Genomic DNA, 15,789 nt, shown 5'->3' with positions numbered 1-15,789 from the left:
ATCCGGCGGGGAGGGCCGCGCGAGTCAGTCCGCGTGCGCGGCTCGGCCCTCCGCCATCCGACCCTGCGCGGCCGGCACACCGTAGACGGCGTGCGCATGGGCGCCGGCGCGGCGGGCCGCGTGCCACGCGGCGAGGATCCCGTCGCGCTCGAGTGCGACGATGAGGTCGGCCTCCGCGAGCTCCGTCCGCAGCCGGCCGGCACGTCGCGTCGCCCCTGCGAAACGCCGTCCCGGGTCGAGCGGTGTCAGGCGCAGGAGGTTGCGGCCCGCGACCGACCCGCCCAGCGCCGCACCGGCCCAGCGCGTGGCCGCGCGAAGCGAGGGCGTGAGGATCACGGTGCGCACGCCGGCGACGGTGTCGGGCGGACCGCCCGCGACGACCAGCACGTCGTCGCCGTCGCCGAGCGGCAGCTGATCGAGGGCTGACGCGACGGCACCTGACGGGGCGAAGACCACGACCTTCATCGTGCGACCTTCCGTTGCTCGACGAATGCGTGCAACGCGGCGATCTGCGGATCGAGCTGGCGCGCGCGCTGGAACTGCCCTGCCCAGACCCGCGCGGCCGCGCGCTCCTCGGGCAGCTGGGCCTTCGCGCGCTCGGCCGCGGCGATCAGAGCATCCGCGATGGCGTCGGGACTGTCGATGGAGGCCACCGGGTACCATGCCGGCGCGTCGCGGAGGACGTCGCTCGCGGCGTTACCCGGGTCGTGGACCGAGACGATCGGCAGGCCGGTGGCGGCGTACTCGAAGACCTTGCCGCTCGTGACGTATCGACCCGTGCCCAGGACAAGCAGAAGCGCGTCGAACCGCGAGTAGACGTGACCGACTTGCTGCTTCGGCACCGGGCCCCGGTACGCGATGCCGTTCTCGGCGAAGCCGGCCATCTGGCGGGACACGGCCTCGTTGGGGGTGCCGACGTGGTTGAGATGGCCCCACAGCTCGATGCGCGAGGCGGCGACGAGCGGCGAACGGCTGCGGGCGACCTTCCAGCCTTCGACGAGACGGTCGATCGGAACGGCGGATGAGATCGTGCCCAGATACCCGAAGACCAGTCCGTCGCCTTCGGTGGATCCGGGGTGGTCATCGGGAGCGCTGTCGTAGCCGTTCGAGACGACGCGGAATCGATCAGCCGCCTCCGGGTACAGCTCGGCGTGCCAGCGGAGGATCGGCTCGTTGACGAACCACACCGCGTGGGCGTCGGCGATCAGCTCACGCTCCCACTCCGCCACTGCGCTGTCGGCTGCGCTGAGGCGTGCGCCGGTGAACACGTCGAGCTGCCACGCGTCGCGGTAGTCCATGACATAGGGGATGCCGTGATCGCGGTGCAGGCGCAGACCGGGTGTGAAGTCCACGTGCGGGTTCGCGGTGCCGAGGACGAGGTCGACCGGATGCCGCGCGTGCACGTCGAGCGCGGCGGCCTCGAGTGCCGGCCGCCACAGGCCGTAGGTGCGCTCCGGGAAGGTGCGCTGCTCCTTGCGGGCGTTCAGGACGTTCCACAGCTCGGGGGCGGTCGCGCGCAGCCACGGCCAGCGCCGGAGGTCGTTCTGGAACGCCGCGGAGTCGAAGGGTACGCGCACGATCTCGATGCGCGGGTCCACGGTGCGCTCGAGCGACTCGTCGACGCCGGTCGACAGCGTGAACACCTCACGCGGCACGGTGAGCACGGTGACGTCCCACCCGGCGGCCGCGAACGCGTTCGCCGTCGCCCATGCGCGGTAGACGCCGCTGCCCCGGCAGGGAGGGAAGCCCCACGCGACGTAGAGCAGATGCGGACGGGGGGCGTCCTCCGTGCTCTCGGACGGTGTGGTGTCGGTCACGGCGCTGCGGCTCGCTCTCTCGTGCGGTACTCGATCCATCGTAAGCGGTGAGCTGCGGCCGGCCGTGCCGCACGCGGGCACGCGTGCGGTGCGCCACGTACACTGGCTGACCGTGAAGATCGTCAGCGTCGTCGGGGCACGCCCGCAGTTCGTCAAGCTCGCCCCGATCCACAAAGCCGCGCAGGCGGCCGGGGTCCAGCACGTGATCGTGCACACGGGACAGCACTACGACCCGATGCTGTCCGACGTCTTCTTCGATGATCTGGGCATCGGCGCACCTGACGTGCACCTGGGCGTCGGCAGCGGATCGCACGGAGTGCAGACCGGCGCGATGCTGGCCGCGCTCGACGCCGTGTTCGACGAGCATCGGCCCGACTGGGTCCTCGTCTACGGCGACACCAACTCGACCGTGGCCGCGGCGCTGAGCGCGGTGAAGATGCACATCCCCGTCGCGCACCTCGAAGCGGGCCTGCGCAGCTTCAACCGGCGCATGCCCGAGGAGCACAACCGGGTGATGACCGATCACGCCGCTGATCTGCTGCTGGCCCCGACCGCGGTCGCCGTCGACCACCTCGCGGCCGAGGGCCTGGCGTCACGCACGGTCCTGGTCGGCGACGTCATGACCGACGTGCTGTTCGAGGTTCGCGACGAGATCGCCGACGCGCCGTCGGCGCTCATGCAGGAGCTCGGCGTGGAGACGGGTGGGTTCTATGTGGCGACCATCCACCGCGCCGAGAACACCGACGACCCCGCGCGTCTCGCCGAGGTCGCGGCCGGTCTCGCTGCGCTCGACAAGCCCGTCGTCCTCCTCGCCCACCCGCGCGTCGTAGCGAAGGCGGCAGCGCACGGCATCGCTCTCACGCAGGGCTCACTGATCGCGCACGCACCGCTCGCCTACGCCGATCTCATCGCCGCGGCGCTGTCGAGCGCCGGCGTCGTGACCGACTCCGGCGGGTTGCAGAAGGAGGCGTTCCTCCTGCGCGTTCCCTGCACCACGGTGCGCACCGAGACCGAGTGGGTCGAGACCGTCGACCTGGGATGGAACGTCCTGGCGAACACGGCGGAGGAGATCGCCGCCGCAGTGACCCGCCCACGGCCGGTGGACACCCAGGCGGCCCCTTACGGCGATGGGCACGCGGCGGAGCGGGTCATCCGGGCGCTTCAGAACCCTGCGGGCGACGCGTCGTCCTGACGCCGCTCGTGCGCGGCGGCAGCGACCGTCCGCTCGTTGTGGGTGCCGACCACGCGCGCCTCTCGGCGGTCCTGGGCTCACCTAGACTGGAATCCATGCGCATCGCCGTCGTGGCCCTCGGAAAGATCGGTCTTCCCCTCGCCGTCCAGTTCGCCGACTCCGGTCACGAGGTGATCGGCGTCGATGTCAACGCGAAGGCGGTCGAGACCATCAACGCCGGCCTCGAGCCGTTCCCAGGCGAGGCGCATCTGCAGGAGAAGCTGTCCGAGCTCGTCCCCGCCGGCCGCCTGCGCGCGACCACCGACTACGCCGAGGCCATCCCCGACGCCGACGCCGTCGTGCTCGTGGTGCCGCTCTTCGTCAACGACACCACGTGGGAACCCGATTTCGCGTGGATGGATGCCGCCACCCGGTCGCTTGCGGAGCACCTGACGCCGGGCACGCTCGTGTCGTACGAGACGACGCTCCCCGTCGGCACGACCCGTGGTCGCTGGAAGCCGATGCTCGAGGAGGGCTCGGGTCTCACCGAGGGGACCGACTTCCACCTCGTCTTCTCTCCCGAGCGCGTGCTCACGGGCCGCGTCTTCGCCGATCTGCGCAAGTACCCCAAGCTCATCGGCGGCCTGTCCGAGGCCGGGGCCCAGCGGGCACGCGAGTTCTACGAGGCCGTGCTGCAGTTCGACGAGCGCGACGACCTGCCGCGTCCGAACGGTGTGTGGGACCTCGGCAGCGCCGAGGCGTCCGAGATGGCCAAGCTCGCCGAGACGACCTACCGCGACGTCAACATCGGGCTCGCCAACCAGTTCGGCCTGTTCGCGGCCGAGCACGGCATCGACGTGTACCAGGTCATCGAGGCCTGCAACTCGCAGCCTTACAGCCACATCCATCGCCCGGGCATCGCCGTCGGCGGCCACTGCATCCCGGTCTACCCGCGCCTGTACCTGTCGACCGACCCCGACGCCGACATCGTCCGCACCGCGCGTCTCCTCAACGCCTCAATGCCCGAGCGCCTCGTGGGCCAGGCCGCCGGCATCCTCGGCTCGCTTGACGGCACGCGTGCCGTCGTGCTCGGCGCGGCCTACCGCGGCGGCGTCAAGGAGACCGCGTTCTCAGGCGTGTTCCCCACTGTCGAGGCGCTGAAGTCCCGCGGGGCCGAGGTGCGCGTCCACGACCCGCTCTACACCGACGACGAACTGCGCGCTCTGGGCTTCGAGCCCTACGCCCTCGGTGAGGAGGTCGATCTGGCGATCCTGCAGACCGACCACGCGGAGTACCGCTCGGTCACCCCGGCCGACCTGCCCGGCATCCGCTTGATCGTCGACGGCCGCAATGCGACGGACGCCGCTGTCTGGACGGGCACGCCGCGCATCGTGGTGGGCGCAGCGTCCTGACGCCGCGCATCGTGGTGGGCGCAGCGTCCTGACGCCGCGCATCGTGGTGGGCGCAGCGTCCTGACGCCGCGCCCACGAGGACGGACCGTCAGCCGATGCCGACGAATTTCGTCCAGCCGCTGCCGATGACCGAGACCGTGCCCCACCCGCCCTTGCCGTTGCCGCGGTAGAGAACGAGCTTCCCGTCGCTGCGACGTGCGAGGACGTCGGGCTTGCCCGAGCCGTCGAAGTCGCCGGGGCTGAAGACCGCCGTCATCGAGCCCCACCCCGTGCCGATGCGCTTGGCGGTGCCGAACGAACCGGTCCCGGTGGTCGGGTAGAGCCACAGGGTTCCGTCCTTCTTGCGGGCGATCAGGTCGCCGCGGGTGTCGCCGTTGAAGTCGCCGGCGTAAAGGATCGCGGTCATGCTTCCCCAGCCCTTCCCGACGGTCCGCGCCTTCCCCGTGAATGTGCCCGAGCCGCTGCCGCGGTGGAGGATGAGCGCACCGGAGGAGTTCACCGCGAGGACATCGGGGCGGCGATCGCCGTCGACGTCGAGCCCGCCGATGACGCGGCGGTAACCGCCCCATCCGGTGCCGATGGCGGCCGGTGAGGCGTATTTGCCGGCGCCGGTGCCTTTGAGCAGCTCGAAGACGCCGTCCTTCCCCACCCTGCCGAGGTCGTTGATCCCGTCGCCGGTGAAGTCGCCGAGCGTGACCAGCTTGTCGTCCGGCGCCCAGCCCTTGCTCGCCGTCACGGAGCCGTTCCAGCCGCCCTTGCCGTTGCCGCGGTAGACCAGAACGCCCCCGTCAGAGGTCTGGGCGACCACGTCGGCGTTGAGATCGCCGCTGACGTCACCGGCGCCGGCGGGCGCCGCGGTCTTCGTCCAGCCGAAGATCTGCACCCAGTACGACGAGTGGCAGGTTCCCTTCGCATAGCCGATCCCGACACCCGTGTATCGCTTGTCGAGGATGTTCGCCTTGTGTCCTGGTGAGGCCATCCATGCACCGACGACCGCGCTGACGGAATAGCCGGCAGCGATGTTCTCGCCCGTCGCCGACCAGCCCGCCTTCGCGACGCGCTGGGCTCGCCACGTCGCGGTGCTGTGCTTGAAGGTGCACGACCTCGCGAGTGCCCGGGCCCACTCGGCGGCCGCCTTGTCGAGTGCGGGGTCGGAGATGAGCGGCTTGACGCCGGCCTTCGCGCGCTGGGCGTTCGTCTGGCTGAAGACCTTCGCTGCGTCGCCGGTGGCGGCGTGGGCGGGTGCGGCGGTCGCGACGCCCGCTCCCACGATGAGGATGACGGGCAGGAGGATGGACAGGGTTCGGGCGCGCATAACGGCCCTCCTTCGTACGCTGGGTCGTACATATGCAGGGCTTGGGGACGCCCGGGCGCTCGGAGCAACGCTTGCCCCTCACGGTAGCCGAGAGGTCGGTCGGACCAATAGCCGGGACGTGTCCCCTTTTTGGGGGACGAATCTCTCCGACACGGGCGTTTCGCGTGCATCCCGGGGTGGGAGATCGCTAAATTACCCGCCTCTCACCTTCTGCGCGTTCAGGGACGGCCAAGGGCGTCCCGGTAAACTGCACCTGCGCGGTGTGGCCTTCTGCCCGCCGCGTCGCCGTGTCTGCGGCACCCCGTCTCACGAAAGCGCACAACCGCATGGATCTTCTCGTCGTCGGCTCCGGGTTCTTCGGCCTCACGATCGCGGAGCGGGCCGCGGCATCCGGTCGCAAGGTGACGGTGATCGATCGCCGGCCCCACCTCGGCGGCAACGCGTACAGCGAGGACGAGGCGACGACGGGCATCGAGGTGCACCGCTACGGGGCTCACCTCTTCCACACGTCCAACCCGGGGGTGTGGGAGTACGTCAACCGGTTCACGAGGTTCACGGACTACGTCCACCGCGTCTACACCAACCACAAGGGCGTCGTGTTCCCGCTGCCGATCAACCTCGGCACCATCAACCAGTTCTTCCAGGCCGCCTACTCGCCCGACGAGGCGCGCGCGCTCGTGCACGAGCTCGCCGGCGAGTTCGACGCGAAGGACGCGGCGAACCTCGAGGAGAAGGGCATCGCCCTGATCGGGCGGCCGCTCTACGAGGCGTTCATCCGCGACTACACCGCGAAGCAGTGGCAGACCGACCCGAAGGACCTGCCTGCCGAGATCATCAGCCGGCTGCCGGTGCGCTACACCTACGACAACCGCTACTTCAACGACACGTGGGAGGGTCTGCCGACCGACGGCTACACGGCGTGGCTCGAGCGGATGGCCGACCACCCGAACATCGAGGTGCGCCTCGACACCGACTTCTTCGACGACTCGCAGCCCTTCCACAAGACGGCGACCGTCGGGCAGCTGCCGATCGTCTACACCGGCCCGGTCGACCGCTACTTCGACTACGCCGAAGGCGCGCTGTCCTGGCGGACGCTCGACTTCGAGCAGGAGGTGCTCGAGGTGGGCGACTTCCAGGGCACGTCGGTGATGAACTACGCCGACGCCGACGTCCCGTACACCCGCATCCACGAGTTCAAGCACTTCCACCCGGAGCGAGCCGACCGCTACCCGTCCGACAAGACCGTCATCATGCGCGAGTTCTCGCGCTTCGCGACACGCGAGGACGAGCCGTACTACCCGGTGAACACCCCCGACGACCGCGCGGGGCTCATCGCCTACCGCGAGCTCGCCAAGGGCGAGCATGGCGTCCTGTTCGGCGGACGGCTCGGAACGTACCAGTACCTGGACATGCACATGGCCATCGGCTCGGCGCTGTCCATGTGGAACAACCAGCTCGCCTGAGCCCCGGCCCTAGACTCGCATCGTGACCACCGCGGCTGTCGGCGCCCCCGGATCGCCGAGGCGATATCTCCACTCGCTGTGGCTGCTGTCCGGGCGCGACCTGAAGGTCCGCTACTCGACGAGCGCGCTCGGCTACCTGTGGTCCGTGCTCGATCCGCTCGTCATGAGCGCGATCTACTGGTTCGTCTTCACGCAGATCTTCCAGCGGACCGTCGGTCACGAGCCCTACATCGTCTTCCTCATCACGGCGCTGCTTCCCTGGGTGTGGTTCAACGCCGCGGTGTCCGACTTCACACGCGCGTTCAGCAAGGACGCCCGGCTCGTCCGCTCGACCGCGATCCCGCGCTCGATCTGGGTCAACCGCATCGTGCTGTCCAAGGGCATCGAGTTCCTGTGCTCGCTGCCGGTGCTCGTGCTGTTCGTCGTGGTCGCCTCGTTCGGCGACACCCCGGTCGAGCTCACCTGGGGACTGCTCCTGTTCCCCGTGGCCGTGGTGCTGCAGGCGGTGCTGCTCGTCGGCCTGGGGCTGCTCGTGGCCCCGCTCTGCGTGATCTGGACCGACCTCGAGCGCACCACGAAGCTCATCCTCCGGGCCCTGTTCTACGCATCCCCCGTCATCTACGGCGTCTCCGATCTTCCCGGGGTGTTCGAGACCCTGGCCGCCTTCAACCCGCTGTCCGGCATCTTCGCGCTCTACCGCGTCGGGTTCTTCCCGGAGGAGTGGGACCCGTGGGTCATCGGCATCGGCGCGGTGATCTCGTTCCTGATCCTCGCCCTGGGCCTGCTCGTGTTCCGCCGGCTCGAGCGCCCCCTCCTGAAGGAGCTGTGATGTCGGCATCCGATCTCGCCATCGAGGTGAAGGATCTCGGTGTGCGGTTCCGCCGGAACCGGCGCGGACGCCGCAGCATCAAGGATCTGTTCGCCGACTCGTCGCGCCGGTCGAAGCCGGGCGAGTTCTGGGCTCTGCGGAACGTCAGCTTCGACGTGCGTCCCGGCGAGTCCATCGGCGTGGTCGGTCGCAACGGTCAGGGCAAGAGCACGCTGCTGAAGATGGTCGCGGGCGTCCTCATCCAGGACGAGGGCAGCGTCACCGTCCACGGTGGCGTCGCCCCGCTGATCGAGATCACGGGCGGCTTCGTCGGCGATCTGACGGTGCGCGAGAACGTCCGCCTGACGGCGGGCCTGCACGGGATGCCGCGGGCCGAGGTCTCGCGGCGGTTCGACGGCATCATCGACTTCGCCGAGCTGCAGGACTTCGTCGACACCCCCTACAAGCACCTCTCCAACGGCATGAAGGTGCGCCTCGCGTTCGCCGTGGTCTCGCAGCTGGAAGAGCCGATCCTGCTCGTCGACGAGGTGCTCGCGGTCGGCGACAAGGCGTTCCGGGAGAAGTGCTACACGCGCATCGACGAACTGCTGGCCGAGGGTCGCACGCTGTTCTTCGTCAGCCACAACGAGCGCGACCTGCGGCGCTTCTGCACGCGCGGCCTCTACCTCGACAAGGGGCGCCTCGCGCTGGACGCGCCCGTCGGCGAAGTCCTCGACCGGTACAACGCCGACTACAACGCCGGCTGACCGCCCGGGGCGTCCGCGGCGGCGAGCGGCGGCATCGGCGTCCACGAGGTGTCGCGGGCGATGCGACGGCCGTCGCGGATCCCGCGGAAGAGGTTGCTCGTGCCGCGCACCTTGCGTTCAACGAACACGAGGCGGATCAGCTCCTTGGCGAAGGTGAGGCCCGAGCCCAGCCAGAATCGCACCGGGCGGTACGCGTCGTTCGCGATGAAGTAGTGCTTCATGTAGCCGCGGTTGCGCATGATGTAGTACCGGTAGGCGTCGCTCGAGGCGTTGAGGTGGCGCACGCCCATGTCCCACTGCTTGATCTCCCGCGTGCGGCGCAGCACGAACTCGTCCACGATGACCGCGGTGGTGCGCCGTGACGCCAGCCAGCCGTAGATCGAGTCGTCCCAGTAGATGAAGAACCGGGGATCGGGCAGGCCGATCTGCGCGACGATGTCGCGATGGATGAACATGCCCTCGAAGCATCCGGAGTTCATCTCGCGGTACCGCGACTCGTCGAAGCCGGCGGGAGCGAACGGGATCGGGATGCCGAACGGGATCGACAGGCGGTACTGCCAGTAGAACTCGCTGCCGTCGTAGTCGTAGCGGCGGCCCTGAATGCTCTTGAAGCGCGGCGCCCACGTCCCCATCTTCGCCAGGCCGTCGGGGATCACCTCGACGTCGTCGTCCATGAGCCAGATCCACTCCGACCCGAGCTCGAAGGCGACGCGCATCCCCTCGCTGAATCCGCCGGACCCGCCGGTGTTCTTCTCCATGCGGCGGTAGACGAGCGTCGCGCCGAGCCGTTCGCGGAACGACTCCACGACGTCCGTCGTGTCGTCGGAGGACGCGTTGTCGATCACGACGACGTGACCGGGGCGGGGGTCCATCTGGCCGATGCTGGTGAGCAGTCGGGTGAGCAGCGCCGAGCGGTTGAAGGTGACGATCGCGATCGTCGCCGACGCCGGGTCGAACGGCTCGCTGGTGGGATCGTTCGGCTGGGTCAACGGGACTCCTCGAAGGTGCGCTCCCACGCGGCGAGCGAGGTGAGATCTGCCGCGGCGGCGCGGTAGCGCGCGGCGAGCCTGGGCCACTCGCGGCGCAGGCGCCGGTGCAGCCGGAAGCTCTCGAGCAGCATGCGCCGGAACTGCCGGCGGTCGCGGGTGTAGACGTTCTTGCCCGAACCGTCGGCCGCGCTCACGAGCGCGCTGTCGTAGCGAGGGATGCGCCACCAGTGCGCGTCGCCCTTGCCGAACTCCACCTCGGGCTCGGCGACGTTCTCGGGTCGCGGCGCGTGGAACCAGTGGGAGACGAGCGTCGACAGGGTGAACCACCGCAGGCGCAGGCCGGTCGGGTTGTCGAGCTTGTGGACCGAGAGTCGCTTGAAGACCACGCGGCCGCGGCGCGAGCGCAACGGCACGCCGGCATCCTTGTAGATCACGGTCTCGGCGAAGTCGGCCGCGAGCGCTCGGGCGGCAGGCATCGCGGTGGCCAGGTTCGCCCGCATGTGCTCGGGGCCGGACAGGACGTCGTTGAGCGCTCGGTGCCGCAGCGCGACCGGGTAGTACTGCATCATCATCAGGTGCTTCAGGTCCATCCGGCGGCTGTGGCGGATGAGCGTGCCGCCGCGGGGGACCTGCGAGTGCAGCAGACCCGCCACGATGCGATTGCGCGCGTGGAAGTACGCCTGCCAGTCGATCGAATCGTCCTTGCCCACCCACGACACGTGCCAGAGCGCGACGCCGGGCATCGACACGGTCGGGTAGCCCGCCTCGCGTGCGCGCAGGCAGAACTCCGCGTCGTCCCACTTGATGAAGGCGGGGAGGGGGAGGCCGACCTCGCGGATCACCGTGACCGGGATGCTGCACATCCACCAGCCGTTGTAGTCGGCGTCGAGGCGCATGTGCAGCATCGGCGTCTGCCGGAGGTTGGCCACGCTGAAGTCGTGCGGCAGCTTCTCCTGGTAGAGGGCACGCCACATGAACGGCTCCTCGTCGACCACCTCGGCCCACGCGTGGAGCTTCGGCCGATCGAGCAGGTCGAACATGTGCGCGCCGACAATGGTGGGGACGGTGGCGAAGCGCGAGAAGATGATCGACCGGCGCACGGATTCGGGCTCGAGGCGCACGTCGTCGTCCATCAGCTGCACGAACTCGGTGTCGGGGCGCGCGAGGCTCTCGGCCATGACGCGCGCGAAGCCGCCCGATCCGCCGAGGTTCGGCTGCGTCACGATCTCGAGGGTCTCGCCGAGCGCTTCGGCCACCGCCGGGAACCCGGGCTGCGCGTCGACCCGACGGTCACCCTGGTCGACGATGAAGATGCGGTCGACGAGCTCGAGCACGTCGGGCGACTCCGACAGGTTGGTGAGCGTCCAGACGCAGTAGTCGGGCTTGTTGAACGTGGTGATGCCGATGGATGCCTTGCCTGTGCGCGCCGGCTCCTGCTCGGTCGACCACTCAGCGCCCTCGAAGAGCGCGTTCTTCTCGTCGGCGACGATGTCGAACCAGATGAACCCGCCGTCGCTGTACTGATCGAGGACGAGGTCGAAGGTCGTCGCGGCGGCGCCGTCGACCTCCTGCGTGTCGATGCGCTGACGGACGCCGGAGCCGTTCGACCGGTACACGAGGATCGTCGCCGGGCCGACCGTGCGAACGGTCAGGCGCACCTCCCGGACCGTGGTCCAGTGCTGCCAGTACGCGGCGGGGAAGGCGTTGAAGTACGTGCCGAACGACACGCGACGGCCGGCGAGGATGCGGGCGGACGTACGTCCGAGGATGTTCCCCAGGTGCGCCCGGCTCGACACGCGCACGGGCTCCTCGTCGATGACCGACCACGTCTCGGGGTCGACATACAGGGGGAGGAGGTCGGGATCGCGATCCGTCGGGAAGACGACGTTCTGAAGGATGTGGGTCACGTGAGGAGCTCCCGTATTGCAGGCTGGCGCGAGGCGTCGGGCCGAGAGTGAAGCTTACCCTGCCGATCCCCCGGCTCCCTGGGCGCCCAGGCTCGTGCGGTGCGTCAGAGGCGCTCGTCGTCGTGCGGCAGCCCGGACGTCTCGGAGGCGGCGTCGATGCGCTCGCGCCACGACCGCGACAGCCCGGCGCGCACCGCGCAGAGCACGAGCATCAGCCAGCCGATGCCCGCCAGCGTGAAGCTCTCGAACATCGAGTCGATGAGCAGGGCGATGAGGATGAGCGGCGTCCACGCGTAGATGACCGAGCGGCGTTCGCTCGCGGCCAGCCATGAGCGCACGAGGGCGGTGGCGGCGAGTGCGATGAACAGGATCAGTCCCATCCAGCCCAACTGGAGGAGCACGTCGAAGTACGCGTTCAGGCCGGTGGCGTGCGCCGACTCGAGGAAGTAGTTGATGAAGCTGAAGGGCTGCTCGGCCGGCGCCCAGGCGCCGTACCAGCCCCAGCCCTGCACCGGTCGCGAGCGCACCAGGTCGACCATGACGTTCCACAGGTCGACGCGCATCGAGAAGTCGGTGCCGGCGCCGAGCCACGCGATGATCGGGTGCCGCGCGAAGTATCCGACGGCGACGCCGATCACGACGGCTGCACCGAGCGCGAGCTGCAGGGCGCCGCGATGCTCGGGCCGGGTGTGCCGCACCCACGCGAGCGCGCCGACCGCCAGCCCGACACCGACCGCCAGCACGAGCACGGTGGGGGAGTCGCTCAGCGCCGCAAGACCGCCGGCGAGCACGACCGAGGCGATGGAGACGCCGGGACGCACGGACTGCGTGCGCCACTCGATCAGGAAGGTGATGAGCGCGAGGACGGCCACGAACCCGAGCATGTTGCGGGTGCCGAAGATGCCCTGCACCGGACCGAGCTGGGCGAGGTTGCCCTGAATCCCGAGGAATCGGAAGGGGAGATCGAGCAGGACGCCGGACAGCACCTCGACGCCCAGCGAGACGGCGAGCAGGACGCGCAGGACGTCGCCGAGCGCGCGCGCGGTCTGCAGCGTGTCACGGATGTGGCCGATCACGATCGCGAGGAACGCGAGCGCGGCGGTGGTGATCCAGCTCAGGAACGAGGTCGCGGCATCCGTGCTCCAGAACACGCTGATCAGCGACCACCCGACGAGGACGACGAGTGTCGTGGGCACGAGGCGGACCAGCGAGATCTCCTGCCGGCGCACGATGAGCACGCCCGCGCCGATCACGCACAGCCCCGCGATGATCGTGATGTAGGTCACGCGGCCGGCGAGCCGCTCGACCGCGAACGAGGCGAAGACAGCGCCGAGGACCGAGAGCGTGTAGGCGCGCGCGAACGACGCCGAGCCCAGCAGCGTGCTCAGCCAGCCGGCGTGGCCGGGCCGAGCCGGCGGCACCGTCACGACTCCTGCTTCTCGGGTTCGCCGCGCTCGATCGCCGCACTCTGCTCGGCGGGGCCTTCGCCGACGTGCGGCGACTGCTTGATCTTGGAGCCGAGCATCACGACGAACAGCCATCCCCACAGCAGCAGGGGAGAGGACTCGGCGAGGCCCTGCACCAGCACGATCGCCCCGACCAGCGTCGGCAGGAGCGTGAGCGACGAATACGGCCGGTCGTCGCGCAGGTCCCAGCGCGGCCGGTCGACCGCGAAGAACCACGAGCGCCAGATGAAGGCGAGGTAGAGCAGACCGAGCAGGACGACGCCGACGATGCCCAGCTGCATCCGGATGTCGACCCACATGTTGTGGGCCTGCAGCACGGTCTGGCCGTGGTCGATGATCCAGCCGTCGAACGCAGGATCCCACGGCGCCCACGGCGTCGCGTAGCCCCAGCCGACCCACGGGCGCTCGGACGCCCGCTCGAGCACCTTCTCCCAGATCGCCTCGCGTCCGGTGAGGTCGGAGTCGCGGCCCAGCGCGCTGAAGATCGCGGTGCGGAAGAAGTAGAGCACCGCCAGCCCGCCGAGACCGACCACGGCGTAGCCGATGTAGTACCGCGTGCGCTCACCCGGTCGCCGCGCGCGCCGCATCAGCAGCACCGTGGCCAGCACCACGAGCACGCCGGCGGCGGCGACGTACGCCGTGGCGGACGAGGCGCGGTAGAAGAGGTACGCCGACACGGCGATCCAGGCCCACAGCAGCGCGCGACGGGGTGCCCCCGCGGCGATGCGGATCGCGAACACGATGATCGCCAGGAGCGCCACCGGCCCGAGCAGGTTGGCGTTGCCCATGATCCCCTGGATGCGCGCGCCCCAGTCGAAGAGGTTGTTGCGCGACCAGTACTCGATGGGGTCATCGGCCTTGCCCACGACGAAGCCCGGCAGGACCGGGGCCTGCACGAAGACCGCCACCCACAGCTCGAACACGATCGACAGGGCGATCACCCATTTGAGAGCGGATGCCGCGGCCCTCACGAGCTCGCGCCAGGTGAGCACACTGCCGACGAAGAGCGCCTGGATGGTCGTGATCCACAGCAGCAGAAGGGTGAGCGCCGTCGTCTGCGGCCACGCGGACCAGACGAGTGAGAGCGTCGCGCACGCGACGTAGGCGACGACGAACCACGGCAGGCGCTGCCAGTGCACCGGCGGACGGATGACGAACCACAGGATGACCGACAGGATGCCGCCCGCGATCGTGATGGCCGCGGCGGTCAGCTCGCCGAACGCGTGCACCCAGGCCGTGCCCGACAGGGACATGAACATCACGAAGATGCACCATCCGCGCAGCATGAGGTGCCCCGTCTTCTCACGGACCGGGGGAGCCGGCGGCGCCGACGCCGGGTGCTTCGAGTGGACGGCCATCGCATCACAGGCTACCCCCGACCCCGTGCGGGATCTCGCGGGAACGGCCGTCGCAGGCACGCCGTCTACGCTGGATCCATGCTCGTTCCGTTGACGAACGATCCGCGGGCGTACGCCTGGGGATCGACCACCCTCATCCCCGACCTGGTCGGTCGCGCACCGTCCGGCGGTCCGGAGGCGGAGGTGTGGTTCGGCGACCATCCGGCCGACCCCGCCGTGACGGCAGACGGCCGTACCCTCGACGCCTGGCTCGCCCAGGACGGCGCCGCCACCGGGGCTCCGGCGCAGCTCCCCTATCTTCTCAAGCTGCTCGCCGCGGCATCCCCCCTCTCCATCCAGGTCCATCCGTCGAAGACGCAGGCACAGCAGGGGTTCGCGCGCGAGGAGGACGCGGGCATTCCGAGGGATGCTTCGCACCGCACCTACCGCGATGCGAACCACAAGCCCGAGCTCATCGTCGCGGTGAGCGATGAGTTCCACGCGCTCGCCGGGCTGCGCGACCTCACCTCCACGCGCCGGCTGATCGACGCCGTCGGACCCGGAGCCCGCCCCCTCGCGGAGCGGCTGGCGGCGGACGATTCGATGGCCGACGTGCTCGCCTGGGTGCTCACAGACGAGGCGGCACCCGACGTACGCGCGATCATCGACGCGGCGGCGGCAGCGGATTCGGAAGAGTTCGCCGCCGAGCTCGACCTCGTCCGCTCGATGGATGCCCAGTTCGCCGGGGATCCGGGCATCGTCGTCGCGCTGTTGATGAATCGCATCACCCTCCGCCGGGGGGAGGGGCTGTTCGTGCCCGCCGGAATGCTGCACGCGTACCTCAGCGGTCTCGGCGTCGAGATCATGGCCGCGAGCGACAACGTCGTGCGCGGCGGGCTGACTCCGAAGCACATCGCCATCGCGGAGCTGCTCGCCGTCGTCGAACCGCGCCCTGGTGCCGTCGATGTCGTCCATCCGCGCCCTGTCAGCCCTGGCGTGGACCGCTTCGACGTCCCGGTCGCCGACTTCTCGCTCGACCGCGTGCAGGCAGCGGGCGCCGGCGAGCGGCGCGTCCCGGTCGGCGGGCCGGCGATCGCGCTGGCAACCGCGGGGGAGCTGGTCGTCGTCGGGGCGACGAGCGGGGCGTCGCTCACGCTGGGACCTGGACAGGCTGCCTTCGTCACGCCCGACGAGGGATCGGTGCGTGTCACCGGCGACGGCGAGCTGTTCCTCGCGGCTCCGGGCCGTGCGGGTGTCGGCTGAGGTCGCCGGGGTCGAGTTCTCATCCGACCGTTACGAAGCGCGACACGCCGTCGGCGCGTCGCGAAACTTCAATC

General features: G+C 69.8%; 13 protein-coding genes. 6 read left to right on the top strand and 7 right to left on the bottom strand.

The window, feature by feature from the left end; genetic code table 11:
• Nucleotides 1-24: 24 nt before the first annotated feature.
• On the bottom strand, nucleotides 25-465 hold the full coding sequence (locus tag ACFC1W_RS13810) for a hypothetical protein (protein WP_375993566.1): 441 nt from the start codon (nucleotides 463-465) through the stop codon (nucleotides 25-27).
• On the bottom strand, nucleotides 462-1,817 hold the full coding sequence (locus tag ACFC1W_RS13805) for a glycosyltransferase (protein WP_375993563.1): 1,356 nt from the start codon (nucleotides 1,815-1,817) through the stop codon (nucleotides 462-464). Before ACFC1W_RS13805 ends, ACFC1W_RS13810 begins: the two co-directional genes overlap by 4 nt.
• A gap of 112 nt (nucleotides 1,818-1,929) precedes the next feature.
• Here ACFC1W_RS13805 and wecB point away from each other — a divergent pair, with 112 nt between their 5' ends.
• Entirely contained in the window at nucleotides 1,930-3,009 is a 1,080-nt protein-coding gene (gene wecB / locus ACFC1W_RS13800; protein ID WP_375993561.1) for a non-hydrolyzing UDP-N-acetylglucosamine 2-epimerase, read from the top strand.
• A 95-nt stretch (nucleotides 3,010-3,104) separates the two neighbouring features.
• Nucleotides 3,105-4,400, top strand: coding sequence for a nucleotide sugar dehydrogenase (locus ACFC1W_RS13795; protein WP_375993558.1), 1,296 nt, complete (start codon nucleotides 3,105-3,107; stop codon nucleotides 4,398-4,400).
• An 88-nt stretch (nucleotides 4,401-4,488) separates the two neighbouring features.
• Here the strand turns inward: ACFC1W_RS13795 and ACFC1W_RS13790 are convergent, their stop codons facing one another.
• Complete coding sequence (locus ACFC1W_RS13790) at nucleotides 4,489-5,715, bottom strand: FG-GAP-like repeat-containing protein (RefSeq protein WP_375993556.1); 1,227 nt, start codon at nucleotides 5,713-5,715, stop codon at nucleotides 4,489-4,491.
• Between the two features lie 326 nt (nucleotides 5,716-6,041).
• Between ACFC1W_RS13790 and glf the strand changes: the two genes are divergently transcribed.
• The 3 genes from glf to ACFC1W_RS13775 are packed head-to-tail and all read left to right on the top strand — an operon-like array spanning nucleotide 6,042 to nucleotide 8,753.
• Complete coding sequence (gene glf / locus ACFC1W_RS13785; RefSeq protein WP_375993554.1) at nucleotides 6,042-7,178, top strand: UDP-galactopyranose mutase; 1,137 nt, start codon at nucleotides 6,042-6,044, stop codon at nucleotides 7,176-7,178.
• A 22-nt stretch (nucleotides 7,179-7,200) separates the two neighbouring features.
• Nucleotides 7,201-8,007: an ABC transporter permease gene (locus ACFC1W_RS13780; protein ID WP_375993552.1), complete on the top strand. Its 807-nt coding sequence runs from the start codon at nucleotides 7,201-7,203 to the stop codon at nucleotides 8,005-8,007.
• The gene (locus ACFC1W_RS13775) at nucleotides 8,007-8,753 is read left to right on the top strand and encodes an ABC transporter ATP-binding protein (RefSeq protein ID WP_375993550.1); all 747 of its coding nucleotides are present in this window, start codon (nucleotides 8,007-8,009) and stop codon (nucleotides 8,751-8,753) included. The genes ACFC1W_RS13780 and ACFC1W_RS13775 overlap by 1 nt, the downstream gene beginning before the upstream one ends.
• Here ACFC1W_RS13775 and ACFC1W_RS13770 read toward each other — a convergent pair.
• The 4 genes from ACFC1W_RS13770 to ACFC1W_RS13755 form a co-directional block, all read right to left on the bottom strand.
• Complete coding sequence (locus tag ACFC1W_RS13770) at nucleotides 8,738-9,742, bottom strand: glycosyltransferase (protein ID WP_375993547.1); 1,005 nt, start codon at nucleotides 9,740-9,742, stop codon at nucleotides 8,738-8,740. The genes ACFC1W_RS13775 and ACFC1W_RS13770 overlap by 16 nt on opposite strands.
• Nucleotides 9,739-11,649 (bottom strand): glycosyltransferase, encoded by a 1,911-nt coding sequence (locus ACFC1W_RS13765; RefSeq protein ID WP_375993545.1) that lies wholly within the window; start codon nucleotides 11,647-11,649, stop codon nucleotides 9,739-9,741. The genes ACFC1W_RS13770 and ACFC1W_RS13765 overlap by 4 nt, the downstream gene beginning before the upstream one ends.
• Nucleotides 11,650-11,753: 104 nt before the next feature.
• A complete protein-coding gene (locus tag ACFC1W_RS13760) occupies nucleotides 11,754-13,076 on the bottom strand; it encodes an O-antigen ligase family protein (RefSeq protein WP_375993543.1) in 1,323 nt (440 codons plus the stop codon).
• Nucleotides 13,073-14,473, bottom strand: coding sequence for an O-antigen ligase family protein (locus ACFC1W_RS13755; protein ID WP_375993540.1), 1,401 nt, complete (start codon nucleotides 14,471-14,473; stop codon nucleotides 13,073-13,075). Before ACFC1W_RS13755 ends, ACFC1W_RS13760 begins: the two co-directional genes overlap by 4 nt.
• 78 nt (nucleotides 14,474-14,551) lie before the next feature.
• On the opposite strand from ACFC1W_RS13755, the gene manA reads away from it, so the two are divergent.
• A complete protein-coding gene (manA, locus tag ACFC1W_RS13750; RefSeq protein WP_375993537.1) occupies nucleotides 14,552-15,715 on the top strand; it encodes a mannose-6-phosphate isomerase, class I in 1,164 nt (387 codons plus the stop codon).
• The last annotated feature ends 74 nt before the right edge of the window (nucleotides 15,716-15,789 follow it).

It is taken from the genome of Microbacterium sp. NPDC056003 (genome assembly GCF_042274785.1).
GTDB lineage: Bacteria > Actinomycetota > Actinomycetes > Actinomycetales > Microbacteriaceae > Microbacterium.
This window is presented reverse-complemented; position numbering and strand designations above follow the sequence as displayed.

What these genes read in the sequence shown, in the direction of transcription:
- ACFC1W_RS13810 (WP_375993566.1), bottom strand. Translation starts at nt 465, where the DNA reads ATGAAGGTCGTGGTCTTCGCCCCGTCAGGTGCCGTCGCGTCAGCCCTC.
- ACFC1W_RS13795 (WP_375993558.1), top strand. Translation starts at nt 3,105, where the DNA reads ATGCGCATCGCCGTCGTGGCCCTCGGAAAGATCGGTCTTCCCCTCGCC.
- ACFC1W_RS13790 (WP_375993556.1), bottom strand. Translation starts at nt 5,715, where the DNA reads ATGCGCGCCCGAACCCTGTCCATCCTCCTGCCCGTCATCCTCATCGTG.
- glf (WP_375993554.1), top strand. Translation starts at nt 6,042, where the DNA reads ATGGATCTTCTCGTCGTCGGCTCCGGGTTCTTCGGCCTCACGATCGCG.
- ACFC1W_RS13775 (WP_375993550.1), top strand. Translation starts at nt 8,007, where the DNA reads ATGTCGGCATCCGATCTCGCCATCGAGGTGAAGGATCTCGGTGTGCGG.
- ACFC1W_RS13755 (WP_375993540.1), bottom strand. Translation starts at nt 14,473, where the DNA reads ATGGCCGTCCACTCGAAGCACCCGGCGTCGGCGCCGCCGGCTCCCCCG.
- manA (WP_375993537.1), top strand. Translation starts at nt 14,552, where the DNA reads ATGCTCGTTCCGTTGACGAACGATCCGCGGGCGTACGCCTGGGGATCG.